The sequence below is a fragment of the Pseudoalteromonas sp. S3785 genome (assembly GCF_005887365.1).
Taxonomy (GTDB): domain Bacteria; phylum Pseudomonadota; class Gammaproteobacteria; order Enterobacterales; family Alteromonadaceae; genus Pseudoalteromonas.
On record NZ_PNCT01000003.1, the window covers coordinates 57,240 to 73,917 of the forward strand.

At 40.5% G+C, this 16,678-nt stretch carries 21 protein-coding genes; 9 read left to right on the forward strand and 12 right to left on the reverse strand.

What is annotated here, in order from left to right; all coding sequences use genetic code 11:
• Positions 1–7: 7 nt before the first annotated feature.
• From CWC17_RS00740 to CWC17_RS00765, 6 genes are all read left to right on the forward strand, one after another.
• The gene (locus CWC17_RS00740; RefSeq protein ID WP_138611821.1) at positions 8–358 is read left to right on the forward strand and encodes a cupredoxin domain-containing protein; all 351 of its coding nucleotides are present in this window, start codon (positions 8–10) and stop codon (positions 356–358) included.
• Positions 359–459: 101 nt separating this feature from the next.
• Complete coding sequence (locus tag CWC17_RS00745; RefSeq protein WP_024033778.1) at positions 460–675, forward strand: TIGR02450 family Trp-rich protein; 216 nt, start codon at positions 460–462, stop codon at positions 673–675.
• Positions 676–1,214: 539 nt separating this feature from the next.
• On the forward strand, positions 1,215–1,427 hold the full coding sequence (locus CWC17_RS00750) for an EF-hand domain-containing protein (protein WP_004585903.1): 213 nt from the start codon (positions 1,215–1,217) through the stop codon (positions 1,425–1,427).
• A 422-nt stretch (positions 1,428–1,849) separates the two neighbouring features.
• Entirely contained in the window at positions 1,850–2,050 is a 201-nt protein-coding gene (locus tag CWC17_RS00755; RefSeq protein ID WP_055013973.1) for a hypothetical protein, read from the forward strand.
• Positions 2,051–2,122: 72 nt separating this feature from the next.
• Positions 2,123–2,338 carry an EF-hand domain-containing protein gene (locus CWC17_RS00760; protein ID WP_138611822.1) on the forward strand — a complete coding sequence of 72 codons (216 nt, stop codon included), beginning with the start codon at positions 2,123–2,125 and terminating at the stop codon, positions 2,336–2,338.
• A gap of 242 nt (positions 2,339–2,580) precedes the next feature.
• Positions 2,581–3,525, forward strand: coding sequence for an EAL-associated domain-containing protein (locus CWC17_RS00765; protein ID WP_138611823.1), 945 nt, complete (start codon positions 2,581–2,583; stop codon positions 3,523–3,525).
• A 52-nt stretch (positions 3,526–3,577) separates the two neighbouring features.
• Here CWC17_RS00765 and CWC17_RS00770 read toward each other — a convergent pair whose 3' ends face one another.
• On the reverse strand, positions 3,578–5,200 hold the full coding sequence (locus CWC17_RS00770) for a M28 family metallopeptidase (RefSeq protein ID WP_138611824.1): 1,623 nt from the start codon (positions 5,198–5,200) through the stop codon (positions 3,578–3,580).
• 155 nt (positions 5,201–5,355) lie between these two features.
• On the opposite strand from CWC17_RS00770, the gene CWC17_RS19315 reads away from it, so the two are divergent.
• A complete protein-coding gene (locus tag CWC17_RS19315; RefSeq protein WP_162838338.1) occupies positions 5,356–5,508 on the forward strand; it encodes a hypothetical protein in 153 nt (50 codons plus the stop codon).
• Positions 5,509–5,618: 110 nt separating this feature from the next.
• Here CWC17_RS19315 and CWC17_RS00775 read toward each other — a convergent pair whose 3' ends face one another.
• Complete coding sequence (locus CWC17_RS00775; RefSeq protein WP_055013969.1) at positions 5,619–5,858, reverse strand: RNA recognition motif domain-containing protein; 240 nt, start codon at positions 5,856–5,858, stop codon at positions 5,619–5,621.
• A gap of 160 nt (positions 5,859–6,018) precedes the next feature.
• On the opposite strand from CWC17_RS00775, the gene CWC17_RS00780 reads away from it, so the two are divergent.
• Both CWC17_RS00780 and CWC17_RS00785 read left to right on the forward strand, forming a co-directional pair.
• Complete coding sequence (locus CWC17_RS00780) at positions 6,019–6,273, forward strand: hypothetical protein (protein ID WP_138541695.1); 255 nt, start codon at positions 6,019–6,021, stop codon at positions 6,271–6,273.
• 214 nt (positions 6,274–6,487) lie between these two features.
• Complete coding sequence (locus CWC17_RS00785; RefSeq protein WP_138611825.1) at positions 6,488–7,765, forward strand: VCBS domain-containing protein; 1,278 nt, start codon at positions 6,488–6,490, stop codon at positions 7,763–7,765.
• A gap of 77 nt (positions 7,766–7,842) precedes the next feature.
• On the opposite strand, the gene lipA is transcribed toward CWC17_RS00785, so the two are convergent.
• The 10 genes from lipA to nadD all read right to left on the reverse strand — a co-directional run bounded on the left by lipA (position 7,843) and on the right by nadD (position 16,676).
• Positions 7,843–8,808 carry a lipoyl synthase gene (lipA, locus tag CWC17_RS00790; RefSeq protein WP_004585911.1) on the reverse strand — a complete coding sequence of 322 codons (966 nt, stop codon included), beginning with the start codon at positions 8,806–8,808 and terminating at the stop codon, positions 7,843–7,845.
• A complete protein-coding gene (lipB, locus tag CWC17_RS00795) occupies positions 8,805–9,458 on the reverse strand; it encodes a lipoyl(octanoyl) transferase LipB (protein WP_138611826.1) in 654 nt (217 codons plus the stop codon). The genes lipA and lipB overlap by 4 nt, the downstream gene beginning before the upstream one ends.
• Positions 9,459–9,477: 19 nt before the next feature.
• Positions 9,478–9,756, reverse strand: coding sequence for a DUF493 family protein YbeD (gene ybeD, locus CWC17_RS00800; protein ID WP_055013966.1), 279 nt, complete (start codon positions 9,754–9,756; stop codon positions 9,478–9,480).
• A 179-nt stretch (positions 9,757–9,935) separates the two neighbouring features.
• On the reverse strand, positions 9,936–11,096 hold the full coding sequence (locus CWC17_RS00805; RefSeq protein ID WP_004585914.1) for a serine hydrolase: 1,161 nt from the start codon (positions 11,094–11,096) through the stop codon (positions 9,936–9,938).
• A 308-nt stretch (positions 11,097–11,404) separates the two neighbouring features.
• Positions 11,405–12,169 carry a septal ring lytic transglycosylase RlpA family protein gene (locus tag CWC17_RS00810; RefSeq protein WP_138611827.1) on the reverse strand — a complete coding sequence of 255 codons (765 nt, stop codon included), beginning with the start codon at positions 12,167–12,169 and terminating at the stop codon, positions 11,405–11,407.
• A complete protein-coding gene (gene rodA / locus CWC17_RS00815; RefSeq protein WP_138611828.1) occupies positions 12,169–13,275 on the reverse strand; it encodes a rod shape-determining protein RodA in 1,107 nt (368 codons plus the stop codon). The genes CWC17_RS00810 and rodA overlap by 1 nt, the downstream gene beginning before the upstream one ends.
• The gene (mrdA, locus tag CWC17_RS00820; RefSeq protein WP_055013963.1) at positions 13,272–15,152 is read right to left on the reverse strand and encodes a penicillin-binding protein 2; all 1,881 of its coding nucleotides are present in this window, start codon (positions 15,150–15,152) and stop codon (positions 13,272–13,274) included. Before mrdA ends, rodA begins: the two co-directional genes overlap by 4 nt.
• A 9-nt stretch (positions 15,153–15,161) precedes the next feature.
• A complete protein-coding gene (gene rlmH / locus CWC17_RS00825; RefSeq protein WP_004585918.1) occupies positions 15,162–15,632 on the reverse strand; it encodes a 23S rRNA (pseudouridine(1915)-N(3))-methyltransferase RlmH in 471 nt (156 codons plus the stop codon).
• Positions 15,633–15,668: 36 nt separating this feature from the next.
• Complete coding sequence (gene rsfS, locus CWC17_RS00830) at positions 15,669–15,986, reverse strand: ribosome silencing factor (RefSeq protein ID WP_024033760.1); 318 nt, start codon at positions 15,984–15,986, stop codon at positions 15,669–15,671.
• A 54-nt stretch (positions 15,987–16,040) separates the two neighbouring features.
• Complete coding sequence (gene nadD / locus CWC17_RS00835) at positions 16,041–16,676, reverse strand: nicotinate-nucleotide adenylyltransferase (protein WP_138611829.1); 636 nt, start codon at positions 16,674–16,676, stop codon at positions 16,041–16,043.
• Positions 16,677–16,678: the final 2 nt, after the last annotated feature.

The window sequence follows — 16,678 nt, forward strand, 5'->3', positions numbered from 1 at the left end:
GTCGATAATGTTAATCATAAATTTACTGGGTGCAGTATTAATTGTGGCCATTATTTATTGGTTTTGGCTTTATAAGCCAAAGCAAATACACAGTAATGACAATACGCAAACCATAGTGGTAGATAACGGCGTTTATCAACCAAGTCATATAAAGGTGGCGGCCAATAAAAAAGTAACACTTACATTTGATAGAAAAGACAGTGCACCGTGCGCCGAAACTATGGTGTTCCCGCAGCTTGATGTAAGTGAAAGCCTTGCAATGGGAGAGAATAGAATCACTTTGCCTGCACTTGAAGCAGGTGAGTACGACTTTCATTGCCAAATGAAAATGTATAAAGGTAAGTTAATCGCTGAGTAACCAGTGAGTTGATGAAGTAACATTAATACGGTCTAACTTTATGTTGAGCTAAACAACGGGTTATGTCGTATTAGTGTTATTTAAACACACTAGATTATTTAATGAATAACTTAAACCCTAAAAAATTACTAAACAGTAAGTGGACTGCTACCCCAGCTATTAATAAAGAAAAACACTTTATAATTGTAGAAGTAGAATACGATGAAGAAGGTAATGTAATCGAATGTATTACCGAGTCGGTGTTTTCTAAAAATCAGTACTCAATACGCTGGCGAGATTTAAAAGACACACAAAAATGGCGTCAAGGCTGGAAGTAGTTAAATTGTTTTTATACTTTAAAAAACGCCAATTTGTTATGCCCAACTAAATGCAATGCGCTCCCTTTTTAATCCCTGCCTTTTACTAAATTCGCCATTTGGCAACAAATGCCTGTTTTTTACAGGCTTGCCGTGCTTTTAGAAAATAAACGCCAAATATTTCGTAAATATTCTTATATTTCAATTGTTTATAATTTAGGTTTTATAGCGTTTAATTGTTTTAATTAAGCTGTTCAGCTCTAGTTTATTCTTAAACTTCCCCACATTATGTTTTTAGTTAGCTTTTAGCTCACGTGTGGCTTTTTTATAAATAATAAGTTATTGATTTTAAAAGTTTATTTTAATTGGCTCATCAGGCTGTTGCAAAAAAGCAACAAAAACACCTCTCGAAACTTCATCTATACATGCACTTTTCATGTAACTCATTGTTTATCAATTAAAAATAAAAGATGGCATTGAAGTTGTAATAGCTAAGCTGTATTAAGCAAACGTGGGTAACGCCAATTGGCTACTCCCCTAACCCTATGAAGGATTTCATTATGAAAAAGGCACAATCAACATTGGTATTAATGGCTTTAGCCTCTTCATCAGCGGCTTTTGCAGTAACAGATTTTGACACACTCGATAAAGATGGCAGTGGCACATTAAGCCCGTTAGAAGCATCTGCTGATGCTGAATTAATGAGTCAGTTTACAAAACTTGATACTGACAAAAACAACGAGCTATCTAAGAGTGAGTTCGACAAAGCATAAGTGAGTGCTTTGAGTAGTTAACGCCCAGTGACACGTTAATTCTGAGTTGCCAAAGACAACCTAAGTAAGCAAGGGAGCTTACCATAAAGAATAACAAGGACAGTGTAATACACAGGGCATTTTATTATAAACGCATAGCGAAGGAATCGATATGTAAAAGCGATACCCAACTTTGCTTGCAATAGTGCTGGTATTTTCTGGCACATTTGCAAAGTTTGATACCAACACAAACGGTAAACTTTTTTAAGCAAAGGTTTTACAAGCGCAGACGGTTAATGCGCTGTGGTGTAAGCATAGTTCTGAGTTGCCAAAGACAACCTAAATAGGCAAGGGAGCCTATTAAAAAGAATAACAAGGAAGTGAATTGTAACCACCTCAGCGCAAATTTATACAGGTAATGCATATTATTGAAGGATTACATTATGACTAAGCTGAAAACAACATTTGTACTTATCACCTTGGTGTCATCATCGGTGGTATTGGCAAATACAGAGTTTAAAACACCTATGCAAGGCGAAGGTGATTTAGCAAACCAAAGTGATCATTCAGCAGAACAAATAATGCAGCAATTAAATATGCAAAGCCGAAATGGCGTTACCGAAAATGACTTTTTTGAATATTAACAATTACCCCTTAATGGATCTTCGAAAAGGATTTCTCACCCTTAATCTGGTTATTATGCCTAAGGAACGATTATGAAAACAGTAAATAAAACGCTAGCACTTGCTGCTCTTTTATCATCTTCAGCAGCCTTTGCTGCGGTAGATTTTAACTCTTTTGATGCTGACGGCGATGGCGTTATTAGCAAATCAGAAGCACAGGCTAATGCTCAGTTAGTTCAGCTATTTGATAAGTTAGATACAGATGGAAATGGTGAGCTTTCTCAGCAAGAGTTTTCAAAGGTACAATAAAATTAGGCGCATACGTAGGTTTACGCACTAACCAAACGTTTAAAGATCATACTCACCAAGCAGCTAAGTATTTAATACTTAGCTGCTTTTTTGTGCGCCTAATAAAATATAAATGCCGTTTTATCACCAAAAGGGTGCAATTCCAATTATGTTAATTAATAACCTATTGATTTTAAACAGTATATTTATGTGGTTTTAAACTTGCTTAGTTAACGCTAGAGCAACTGGGTGAGTAAACAATTATGGCGCGAATGAGTTATATGAGTAGCGTTGAGCGCTACCATGAGTATGAGCAAGTAATACACAGCTTGCTTGACTCTATTTTAATGAGTATTGAAGATGGGCTTAACAAAAATCGAGATACGCGTTTTTTAGTAAAGCAATACCCCTTTTTAGAGCTGCAATATTGTTTAAACGAACCTGGGCTTCAGCTAGGCAATAATGTGTGCTTTAAGCGTGCTTATAAAAAATTAGCCGAGCAAGGTAATCAGCAAGATTTAAGTGAGCGCCCTTACTTTTTACAATCTAAACAAACCGATTCGGTGTGCTTTACCGATCCGTATATTTCTATCGCAACTAATCATTTATGTATTTCGGCTATTAAAGAGCTGAAAAAGCCAATTAACCAGCAACATTATTTAGTGCTAGACGTATGCTTAACCCAGTTAATTGAGTTTGTAATGGGAGACAGCGCGCGTGCTGGTATTTCGCCTTATTTTAAAGCGGGTTATGGGGTGATTGTGGCGTGTTTATTTACTTTGGTTCTCTTTTTACTGAGCATCGTATTTAACGATATATATGCATTATTAACCCACTTTGATTCAGCCTCTGATCCCCTCGAGCCCTTTAGCATTATTATATATATTACTTTAGCGTTGGCCGTGTTTGATTTAGGAAAAACCATTCTCGAAGAAGAGATTTTAATGCATAAGGATATATTTAGGCACTCATCTACACGGCGCACAATTACTCGGTTTATATCTACCGTGCTAATTGCAATATCTATTGAGGCGCTATTAACCATGTTTAAAGCGGCGCTCGGGCAAGCTGAATACTTATTACCGGCCATTGCGATGATGCTTGCGGTGGTAGGGCTTTTAATCGCATTGGCTATTTATGTGTATTTAGGTGCTAAAGCCGAAACCTTACTAATGCGGGCGCGCTCAAAATTAAAATCCTCCAAGTAGGAGGATTTTAATACGATGGGTATAATTGCTATTTAGCTTTAAACATTGCTTACTAATGCGGTTTATCTTGCTCGCGCTTTGCTTTAAAGTCTGAGTCACTCGTCCATGTAGGCCAATCGCCATTGTTGGCAAGTTTTGTGGCTATATCAACAATAAGCTCTATGTCTTGTTTCACACCACCTAATGACCATTGCGGCGAGTAATCGTCGGCTTCTTTATGGTATTTTTGCGCAATGTAATCAGGGTCGGTATCGCCAAGGCTCATAAACAATAAACTAGGCACACCTTGCTTAGCTAAAGAAAAATGATCCGATCTAAAAAACAATCCATTTTGCGGGCGAGGATCCATTTTAACAACACGACCTTGTGCTTTTGCCGCATTTGCTAGGTAGTTTTCTAGGGTGGATAAATCGTTACCGTATTGCAAAATGTAATCAGTGCCATCTAACACGTTCATCCCGTCAATATTTAATAGAGCAACCATTTGTTTAGTGGGCACAACACCACCGGTTGCAAACTCTTGTGAGCCAATGAGGCCAGTTTCCTCAGCGGTAAAATTAGCAAATAAAATAGAGCGCTTAAACGGTGTTTGCTGGTGGATTTGATTCATAATGCGGGCAATTTCAAGTGTGGCCGCTGTGCCAGAAGCATTATCTACTGCGCCGTTATAAATTTTAGGGCCACTGTCGGTTTGTTTGGTACCAAAATGATCCCAATGAGCACCTATTATCACGTACTCATTAGGGGCGTCGCTTCCCGTAATTTGCGCAACCACGTTATGTGATTTGGCATGCGATACTTCATTTTTAAATGAAAGGTTGGCTGTTAAATTAAGCGCTGTGGCTTTAAAGTCATCATTTAAAGCCTTTTGTTTTAAATTTTCGTAGTTAAGCTGTGCGGCATTAAAAATTTGCTCTGTAGTATTAAGTGTTAGCCAACCCATAACAGGGAGCTTAGAGTCGTTTAGGTTATTGTCCATTAGGGTGTATTTAGTCCCCGTGTTTGAACTTTCAACCACACCCCAAGGGTAAGCAGCAGGGGCCGTTTCGTGCACAATAAATACCGCTTTGGCACCTTGGCGTGCTGCTTCTTCGTATTTGTAAGTCCACCGGCCGTAGTAGGTCATAGCGTTACCTGTAAATAACGTATCGTTTTGCGTCGCAAAGCCTGGGTCGTTTACCAATACAATAACGGTTTTACCTTCAACATTAATGTTTTTGTAATCATTCCAGTTGTATTCGGGGGCATTAATACCGTAACCCACAAATACAATGTCAGAGTTTCGTACATCAATTAGTGGCTGTAATTGCTCTGTGCGGGCGGTAAAATCGTTACCTGCTTTAAACTTTAAGTCGCCTACCTGTAATTGCATGTTTTGATTAGCCGTGACCATGGCCATTTTTACTGGCTGTAAATACTTGCCATTATAGGCCCCAGTTAAACCCATTGCTTCGTATTGCTCGCTCAAGTAACCCACTGTTTTTACTTCACCATGGGTAAGTGGACCACGACCTTGAAACTCATCAGAGGCAAGCATTTTTATATGCTGTTTAACGTTATTTAGGCTAACGCCTGGGGTATTTTCTAAAGAAGAATGCTCGCTTGCAGGCTCAGAGCAACCAAAGAGAGCGACTAGCAGGCTTAAGCTAGCGCTTTTTAAAAGAGATGATGCCATAGTTTTCTGAATAGTTTTTAAAATTGGCTTTTAATATAAAGGATGCATTAATTTGAGTCGAATATTTATCACTTTGCCTGTTCTATTTTTGAAAAATTGAAAATATTTGGTATGGGGTGTATAAATAATCGACAACAATAAATGGAGCACACACAATGAACCAATCTAAAAAAAGCGGATACCTGTTTATAGGCAGCGGTGTAGCATTTTTTGCAGCAGCTTTGCTCGCACAACAAGCGATGTTTTTTGCTTTAGCTGCATCCTTTGTAGTGTTAGGTACAATTAGTATAAAAAAAGCGGCACCCTAGGCGATTAATGTTTTAAAGCGTCGCGCTAATATTAATCTGTCCTATAGCGTAACTTAAAACGTAAAAAACCAGCAAATAGCTGGTTTTAATCATATATAGCAAGTAGCTAATTATTCATCTGCGTATTTTACGCGAATTTTGCTTTTATCAACGCTTGTTTGATTAAGAGCTTTAATAGCGCCTCTACTTTCTATGTCGTTTGGCATTTCTACAAAGGCAAAGCCTTTTGATAAACCAGTCTCTTTATCAAGCACCAAGTTACAGGTAGTTACTTTACCGTGTGCTGCAAACAACGTGCGAAGGTCTTGCTCTGTGGTAGCGCGAGACAAATTACGAACTAATAATTTCATATATAACCTAAATAAGGGGTTCGCTGTGGATTATCTCAAGTAACTTGCCTTTAACCTAATTTTATTTAGCCTTTTATTTAATTTGGGAGAAAAGAGCAAATATTTACAATGCATAAAAACATACTAAATTAAAAATAAGTTTAAATTAAGAGGGACGATTATGAAAAAAGTACTAGTTTGTATTTCTGCTTTATTGTTAACAGCTTGTAATTCCACCACAAGTTCAAATAATGATACCATTGTTTTGCTAAACGCTGAAAAAACAAATGCTATTAGTTATCATAAAACATATAAAGAGTGTCAATCTGCAAAAATTTTGCAAGACATTAGAAGTAAAGCTGAATGGGCCCGCAACTCTGTTGCAAATAGGTCATCACATGTTAGTGGTTTTAAATTAGCTACTTGTGAAGGTTAACTTATAAAAGCCGGTAGATAATCGGCTTTTTCATTTTGTACTTTCCTTGTCCAATGAAGCCATCCTTCCAAGTATACTGCTAAAATCAAGTTATCTCCTTATTAAGTTAAAACCGATTTCGTTATTCTGGTAATAAAAATCTAGTTATTAAAACAAATAATTGGTAAGTTATATTTTACTTTATTTACTTACCATTAACTTGAGTTGGTTGTTTATGTCGAAATTTGGCTTGCGTGTTTTAACTATTTCTTCTGTTTGTTTTTTAGGTGTTTTAGCTGTAGGGTGCGGTAGCTCAGGGTTAAAAAGTGAGCCTGTAAATGCATCGGTAGTCGCACAAAGCGCTGCAGTAATTAGTGGTGAAATGGCTGTAAGTATTGTAAACACTCGTGATATTACAATAACAGGAGCGTTATCTATAACCGATGCACAAGCCAGCGAAGCAGTATTTAAAGCACAAAGTAATACCACGACAGTTTATGGTTTATTTAACTTAGCTGAGGATGGGAATTGGTCATATATGCTTAATAGCGACCATGCCGCTGTGATTGCACTAAACGAAAATGAAACCTTACTTGATGAAATAACTGTCACATCGGCAGATGGTACCGAAGCGACAGTGTCTATAACTATTATAGGCGCTGCAGGCCGTGATGATTTTATAGTAACGCAAGAAACAACCCTCAATGCCGATGGCGAAAATACAGGGTTAACTGCTTATACACTAATAGAAAATGCGTTTAGTGAAGGGGCAATAGAATCGCCTGATATGTATAGCGGTAATCATCAAAGTGTTGTGCATATTATTGAAGATACTGACTCAATAGTAGGTAATCACTTTGTGTTTTTAGCACATCGTGATGAAGACCAAGATAAAGACAAAGGCGCAACCGACCGCCAGCGCAACGAAATTAAATCGTATGACAAATCACCCGCAGCGACACTTGCGTTTAAAGACGAAACAGTACAATACCATTGGAGGTTTAAAGTCTCTAGCGAACTTGAGCTAAGTAGTAAATTTAGTCATTTTTTTCAAATAAAAGCTCGAAATGACAGCAACGATAATACTAATGGCAACGACGACCAACCTATTATTACGCTCTCTGGGGCGCAAAAAAACAGTACGGGTAATCAATTGCAAGTGCGTTATAGCGCTGGCTTTGACGAAAATGGTAACAGCACGGGGCTTGATAAAAACCTTGTAGAAACTGACTGGTCACTCATTACTGATGAATGGGTTGCGGTATTTATACAAGCTACATTTAGTGAAGCGGGGCAATTTGAAATGACCCTAAGGCGTTTAAGTGACAACGAAGAGCTATTTAGCATTAGCGAGCAAAACATAGATATGTGGCGTGGCTTTAGCGATGAGGACTTTGCTCGCCCTAAATGGGGCATCTATCGCTCAATAGTCGAAACTGATAGCCTTCGCGCTGAGGAAGAGCAAGTACGGTTTGCTGATTTTGTGATTAAAAAGGGCGTTTTAGCACAGTGATATATAATTGAGTATAAAGAAAAAAGCCCTTAGCAAATTAATTGCTAAGGGCTTTTTTAATGCGTTTTAAAAAGCAATTATTTTACTTCTTTACCTGCAGCTTGTTGGTCAGCGTGATAGCTGGAACGAACAAATGGGCCAGAGGCAGCATGTGTAAAGCCAATTTCATCAGCGTATTCTTTTAATGCGTCAAATTCCGCTGGTGGCACGTAGCGTTTAACTGGCAAGTGATGCTTAGAAGGCTGTAAGTATTGGCCAACAGTAAGCATGTCTACGTTATGCGCACGTAAATCACGTAGCACTTCTTCAATTTCGCTAATTTCTTCACCTAAACCAACCATTAAGCCAGATTTGGTTTTAACTTCTGGATGCGCTTCTTTAAAGCGACGAAGTAACTCTAATGACCATTTATAATCGGCACCTGGGCGCGCAAGTTTGTATAAACGCGGCGCTGTTTCTAGGTTGTGGTTAAACACATCAGGTGGTGTCTCAATTAAAATTTCAAGAGCTCGGTCCATACGGCCACGGAAATCAGGTACTAAAATTTCAATGGTAATGGTTGGGTTGTGCTTACGAATTTCGCGAATACAATCGGCAAAGTGCTGTGCGCCGCCATCACGTAAATCATCACGGTCAACCGAGGTAATAACCACGTAGCTAAGCTTCATGTCTTTAATTGTTAGTGCAAGCTTTTCAGGCTCTGCTGCATCAGGTTTTAATGGACGACCATGGGCAACATCACAAAATGGGCAACGACGAGTACAAATAGCCCCTAAAATCATAAAGGTAGCAGTACCGTGGTTAAAACACTCAGAAAGGTTAGGGCACGAGGCCTCTTCACATACAGAGTGCAAGCCGTGCTTACGCATTGCTTGTTTAATACCGTCAATACGCTCTGTTGATTTTGGTAAGCGGATTTTAAGCCACTCTGGCTTGCGCAACATTTCAGTTTTTTCTGTTGGTAAAACTTTAACGGGGATCAACGCCATTTTTTCTGCGTCGCGTAGTTTTACACCTGGTTCCATTTTGACTGGTTTATTCATTTGTTTTCAAACCCTTCAGTATGCTTAACCTGTGTTGCATTAAGCTTCTTTATCATGTGTTTTACCAGTCCTTCACCTGCTTGTGCTAAGTTTTGAGGACCGTTTAATTCTTTCGTTTGCACCATGTTCATGCCGGCATAACCGCATGGGTTGATGCGTAAAAACGGGCTTAAGTCCATGTTAACATTTAATGCTAATCCATGAAACGAGCAACCACGACGAACACGTAATCCTAACGATGCAATTTTACTGTCGTTAACGTAAACACCTGGCGCGTCAGCTTTTGCATATGCATCAATACCGTACTCAGCGAGAGATTCAATAATGCACTCTTCAAGCCAGGTAACAAGTTCACGTACACCAATTTTTAAACGACGTAGATTAAATAATACGTACATCATTTGTTGGCCTGGGCCGTGATAAGTTACTTGGCCGCCACGATCAACTTTAATCACTTCAATGTCGCCTGGGGCAAGTAAATGCTCATCTTTACCTGCTTGGCCTTGTGTAAATACACTCTCGTGCTCTACAAGCCAAATTTCATCTGGCGAGCTGTCATCACGGGTGTCGGTATAGGCTTGCATTTTTTGCCAAATTGGCATGTAACGCTGGCGGCCTAGTTGGCGTACGATTAACGTATTTTCGTTCACAATAAGTCTCAACTATGGCTTAAAGCATGTGGCGTACGTCATCAATGCTACTGATCACGTTGTAAATTTCTTCTATATGCTTACCGCTGGTAACCGTAGCCACTAAGGTAACAGATTCATAATTGCCTTTACTGCTTGGCTTTACTTTTGGTGCGTAGTCACCAGGGGCAATAGGTTGTAATTTTGCTAAAATTTGCTCCGTTAAGTTAACGTTTGCTAAACCCATAACTTTAAACGTGAACGGACATGGGTACTCAAGGTACTCATCAAATTTAGTATTTTTAACAGGTTGAACCACGACGGTGACTCCTCATACAAAAGTGTGGACTCTATGCAAAGCACGAAGCTTAATACAGATAGGCAATTAGCAGTGTTGCATATATGGGGCGCATTCTAGCATTTTTCAAGCAAAAAAAAACGCCTCATAACAGAGGCGCTTTGTTTAACAACCCAACGATTGTCGGGTTATTTTTACGTTTACATAATTTGTAAACGTAAGTAGTCGTAAATTTTGCTAAAGAAGCTGCCTTCTTCCACTTCTTCAAGTGTAACCAGTGGGTATTGTGCAATGTCTTCGCCCTCTAGTTGTAAGAATAAGGTACCTACTTTAGTGCCTTTCGCTAAAGGTGCTTCAAGCGTATTATCTAGCTCAAAGTTAGCTTTAAGGTTTTTATGTTGACCACGTGGAATAGTAATTGGCGTATCTTCTAAAATACCTAACGATACATTTTCTTTATTACCCATCCAAATACGTTGTTCTGCAAAGCTGTCGCCGGCTTTGTAAGGTGTAATTGTTTCAAAAAAGCGAAATCCGTAGTTAAGTAACTTTTTGCTTTCTACTTTACGTGCGCGCTCGCTTGATGTGCCCATAACTACCGCTATTAAACGCATGTCGTTTTTAGTCGCAGACGTTACTAAGCTGTATCCAGCTTCGGATGTATGACCCGTTTTAATGCCATCAACATCTAGGCTTTCATCCCATAACAACGAGTTGCGGTTATATTGCTTAATGCCGTTATACGTAAACGATTTTTGCTTATAAAGTGCGTATTCATCAGGGACATCACGTATAAGTGCAGCGCCGAGCGTTGCCATATCACGTGGGGTAGTGTAATGCTCATCTGTATCTAGGCCGTGGCTATTAATAAAGTGGCTGTTGCTCATGCCTAATTTAGCAGCATGGGCATTCATTAAATCAGCAAATGCGCTTTCGCTTCCTGCAATGTGCTCGGCCATGGCTACACACGCATCATTACCTGATTGAATAATAATACCGTGGTTAAGCTCATCAACACTTATTTGCTTGCCTACTTCAATAAACATTTTTGACGATTCAGGAAAGTTTTTAGCCCAGGCTTTTTCGCTCACTGTTACCATATCGGTTGGCGCAATGTTACCGGCGTTAATTTCAGTACCAATTACATAACTGGTCATCATTTTAGTTAAGCTCGCTGGGGCTAGCTTTGTATCAGCTTCGCCTTCAGCAATAACCTTACCGGTTGTAAAGTCTACTAAAAAATAACCTTTTGCATTAATTTGAGGTGGTGCCGGAATAATTTGGGCGCTGGCTGAAAATACGGCGGCTGTGCAAACTAAGCCGCATACACCTTTGAGGATTTTATGTTTAATTGATTTCATCATACTCATTAATGGTTAAAGTTAAAAATTCGCGTTATGTCCATCTTATACCCAAACTAGCCCAAGATGCGAGCATCGTTGGTATTAAAAACTACTTAGGCAAGGTATTGATTGTCAATAATAGTCACTCCATTGTTTAAATCAATAACCTAGTCTTAAACGTTTTTAAACCAACACTAAGCACGTTTTACTAGCACCTACTCTCTGTAATGTTTTTTTAAAAGGGCCAACCATTTAAAAAGTAACACCTAGATTTAAGCCCCTGCGCAACGCTTAATTTGCACCTTGGGATGGTTTAGTTATTAGTCTTACTGAGTGTAAAGCAAGAACGCGTTTTGAAATTGGTTTTGTTTTAATTTTTTTAATACGTCTTGTGCATGTTGGGCATCTTTAATCGGGCCCAAATGCAAACGATATATGTTGTCTGCTTTTACTATATTAGTAGGCACTTGATATTGCAGGTGTAATGTAGAAGCTAATGCTTCTATATTGCTAAGCGTACTACCCGCAGCTACCTGTATATATGTTTTACGTGCAGGAATGCTGTCGAGCGTAATCGCCTCTAGCTTAACCTTGGCTGTACCGTGAGTGTAATAGCCTAATTTATAAGCTGCAGCATACGAAAGATCTATTATTCTGTCATCATGAAACGGGCCACGGTCGTTTACACGTACAATCACCGATTTATTGTTGGCAATATTAGTAACGCGTACAAAGCTTGGCAGGGGTAAGGTTTTATGCGCCGCGCTCATGGCAAACATATCGTAAATTTCTCCGTTTGAGGTATGGTAACCATGAAACTTACGGCCATACCACGAAGCGATCCCTTCTTCTGTATACCCTTTTTCATCAAGCATTGGCGTATAACGCTTGCCTAATACCTCGTAAGGGCGACTTGCACTGGCACTTTTTTTAACATCCACCACAACGGCATCTTGCATTTCAAGTGCGGTTGGCGCGCGAAGTGGTGCGGCATCGTGCTCCATATGATAACGACTATTAGAGCCGCTACTACATGCGCTTAACATAAATATTAAGGCTGAAATAAATAACAGCTGGGTAGGCTTATTCATTATTTTAAAAGCATCCTTTTATCTGTCGCAATTGACATAATAATGCCAAATCCGGCCATTAACGTCACCATAGAGGTGCCGCCATAACTAATAAGGGGTAAAGGTACACCTACAACAGGCAACAACCCCGATACCATGCCTATATTTACAAAAATATATACAAAAAATGTGAGGGTTAGGGCGCCGGCCAATAATTTGCCAAACGCATCTTGCGCGTTTACCGCAATGTATAAACCTCGACCAATAATAAATAAGTACAGGCTCAATAAAATACACACACCAAATAAGCCAAACTCTTCACTTAATACCGAAAAAATAAAGTCTGTATGGCGCTCTGGTAGAAATTCGAGTTGTGATTGCGTGCCTTGAAGCCAACCTTTGCCTTCTATACCGCCAGAGCCGATAGCTATTTTAGATTGAATAATATGATACCCCGAGCCCAGCGGATCGCTCTCTGGATCTAAAAACGTTAATACCCGCTGCTTTTGGTAGTCGTGCATACCGTAGTGCCAAAATGGCCATGCAGCCAGTGCGACAACAGAGCTTAAAAAGCCAATTAAACGCCAGCTTAAACCGGATAAAAACAACACAAATATTCCTGAGCTGGCAATCAAAATTGAGGTGCCTAAGTCGGGCTGTTCTTTGATTAATAAGGTAGGCAGCATCACTATGACAAAGCCAATAATTAGGTGTAATGGACGAGGGGGTAGTTGATTTCTGCCAATATACCAAGCAACCATCATAGGGACAGCCAGTTTCATGAGCTCTGAGGGTTGAAAACGAGTAATGCCTAAATTTAACCAACGCTGAGCACCTTTTGAGCTCACGCCAAATAGCAATACGCCGACCAACATGAGTAACCCAACACAATAAAGGGGGATCACTAAGCGTTTAAGTGTCGCGGGAGAGAACTGAGCAAGCACTATCATGCCTATAATAGCGCCACCCATACGGGTAATATGGCGGATCATCATGGCTGAATCTTGGCCGCTTGCGCTATATACGATAGTAATACTGCCAGCCATCATGAGTAATAAAGCAATCAGTAACGGTAAGTCTAGATGCATGCGCATCCATATAGAGCGCTTGTTATGAAGTACGGTCATTGCGCGGTATTCCTAGCAAGTTCTATTGGGTTAGCTGCAAAATAATAGTCCATTAGCTCACGTGCAATTGGGGCACCCACGGAGCTGCCGCCACCGGTGTTTTCAACTACAATCGAAACCACAATTTTAGGGTCGTCATACGGAGCAAAACCAATATAAATCGCGTTATCGCGTTGGCGTTCTTTTAATGACTTGGCATCGTAACGCTCACCTTGGGCAATACTCACTACTTGCGCGGTACCTGTTTTACCCGCCGGATCATAATTAGCGCCTTTAAATGCACGGTGCGCAGTACCTGTTACTTTTTTCACGGTATTGTGCATCGCATCGAGCGCAATACGCCAGTTATCAGGGTTATTAAGTACCACTGGCGGCTTTTCTTCGTTATTAATTTGCGTCACTTGGTCTTCTTTTTTAGCCACTTGCGCTAAATGTGGCGGGTGGTTTATGCCTTTATTAACCAATATATTAGTCGCGTTAGCAATTTGAATAGGGGTAGCTGTCCAGTAGCCTTGCCCAATGCCTACTGAAATCGTGTCGCCACGCCACCACGACTCTTTAAAGCGGCCTTCTTTCCACTCTTTAGAGGGCAATATGGCGGTGGTTTCTTCGTGTATGTCTATCCCCGATAAGTCACCAAAGCCAAAGCGGGCCATAAAATTACTAATTTTTGTAATGCCTAAGCGGTAAGCTGCATCGTAAAAGTAAGTGTCGCACGACTCTTCAATCGCTTTGTAAACATCTACGTGGCCATGGCCCCAGCGTTTCCAATCGCGCCATTTATGTTCAACATTGGGTATTTGAAAAAAACCAGGGTCCCACACTGAAGTACTTTCACTGACAATGTTTTCTTCAAGCGCCAGTATGGCCATATGGGGTTTTACTGTGGAAGCCGGTGCATAGCGTCCTTGAGTGGCACGGTTAATAAGGGGGCGGTCGGGGTTTAGCAGTGCTTTATAATCTTTACTGCTAATACCGTGCACAAATAAATTAGGGTCGTAACTTGGGTTTGAATAAAGTGCTAATACGCCACCGTCTTTAGCATCCATTACTACAACCGCGCCGCGCATATCTTTAAGCGCATGTTGGGCTATTTGTTGTAAACCTATATCTAAGGTAAGTACTAAATCGCTGCCAGGTTGCGGGGGGGTCATACTTAATGTACGAATAACCCGACCGCGATTATTTACTTCAACGCGTTGAGAGCCTACTTGGCCATGCAAAAGCTGCTCATAATACTTTTCTATACCAAGCTTTCCAATATCATGTGTAGCACGGTAATTAGTGGCTTGGTCTTCTTGTTCTAGTTTATTAAGCTCTTTGCGGTTTAATTTTGCCACATAGCCTAGTGCATGGGTGAGTGTATCGCCATACGGGTAAAAGCGAGCAAGGCGGGCTTCGATACTAAAACCTGGAAATTTATGCTGGTTAACCGCAAACTTGGCCACTTCAGTTTCATCTAAGCGGGCTTTTAGTACTTGCGACTTAAAACGGCGTGTATGCTTTATATCATCGATAAAGTCTTTTTTTTGCTGCTCGGTAATCGTAATTATTTTGCTAACTTGCTCGAGTGACTCAGCTAAATCGTCGACCTCTTCAGGAATAACCTCGAGGTTATAAACGGGTTTGTTTTCAGCAAGCAGTACACCGTTGCGGTCGTATATAAGGCCACGGTTCGGCGCAATAGGAATGACTTTAATACGGTTATCGTTAGAGCGGGTTTGATAGTCGGTGTGTTCTTTTACCTGAATGGTATAGAGGTTAGAGAGCAAAATTGCCACTAAGCCTAAAACAAAAATAAAACCCACAAATGCGCGCCGTGCAAATAGGTTTGCCTCAGCGGAATGGTCGCGTATTGTGGGTCTTTGCTTAATCATAACAAGGCGTTACTCGCGATGATAAGGATGGTTGTTATTTAAGCTCCAGCCTCGGTATAGGCTTTCGGCAACGATAATACGCACTAAAGGGTGCGGCAACGTTAGGTTAGATAACGACCATTTTTGCTCAGAGGCGGCAATGCACTCAGGGGCTAACCCTTCAGGGCCACCAATAAGCAAACTAACGTCGCGGCCATCGAGCTGCCATTTTTCCATATTTTTAGCAAGCTGGTGAGTATCAAGTGGTTTACCTGTTACTTCTAGAGTAACAATACGATTACCTTTTGGAATAGCGGCTAAGGTCTTTTCACCTTCGGTATGTAAAATGCGTTTAATATCGGCATTTTTACCGCGTTTACCGGCCGGAATTTCTATTAACTCAAGCGCCATATCTTTAGGAAAACGGCGTTGGTACTCTGCAAATCCGGTTTCCACCCACGCTGGCATTTTTGTGCCAACGGCAATCATTTGTATTTTCACGTAATACTTCCAAGCTCAATTAAAAAAGAGTGGCGCTTAGCCCCACAGTTTTTCTAGATCGTAATAGCTACGTGCGTGATCTTGCATCACGTGTACAACTACATCACCTAAATCTACCAGTACCCATTCGCCTTCGTCTTGACCTTCGTAACCTAAAGGTTCTTCGCCAGCGTGGCGAGCTTCTTTTGCTACGTTATCAGCAATTGATTGCACATGACGCTTAGAAGTACCCGAACACACAACCATGTAATCGGTAATGTCTGAGCTGTCACGTACGTCAAGTTGTACCACGTCGCGTGCTTTCATATCGTCAATTTTGTCTAGTGCAAAGGCAAGTAGTTGTTTCGAATCCAAGGTATTGTCTCAATTTTAAATTTAATAGCGTGCATTTTAACATGCTAGGGGGTTTTAATCATCACTTTGATAAAGCTGGTGTTGCTTAATGTAGTGACTGACAGGTTTGGGTAATAGTTCATTATTTTCATTGGTTTTTTTTAATTGCTCTCGAATAGTACTTGAGGCGGCATCAAGGGGTTCACCCGGTAAAAAATAAAGCTTACCAAAGTTGTGTGTGGCAAGTTGGTGTGGCGCTTCAGTGTAGGCGTTGCTGATATAGCTTTTAAGCGCTTTATTTGGGTTACACGTTTGCCCCGGGCGTTGGTATACAACAATATGGCAAAGCTGTGTAATGGCCTGCCATTCGTACCATTTGTCGAGGTTATTAAACGAGTCCATGCCCATTAAAAAAAGAATGGGCGTATCTGGGTGCTCTGCTCTTAGTTCTTGTAAACTCAACAATGAATACGAGGGGCCGGTGCGGTTAAGCTCTCTTAAATCAAGTGCAAAATGAGGGGAAGGGGCTATAGCGGCATTGAGCATGTTAATACGGTGCGCTGTACTTATTCCCGGCGCAGCTTTGTGCGCGGGTAGGGCACAGGGCATAAAATATAACGTAGATAAGTTAAATGTATTTACACACTGCGAGGCCATATTGAGGTGGCCTAAATGCACAGGGTCGAAGGTGCCGCCAAAAATTGCAATCATGT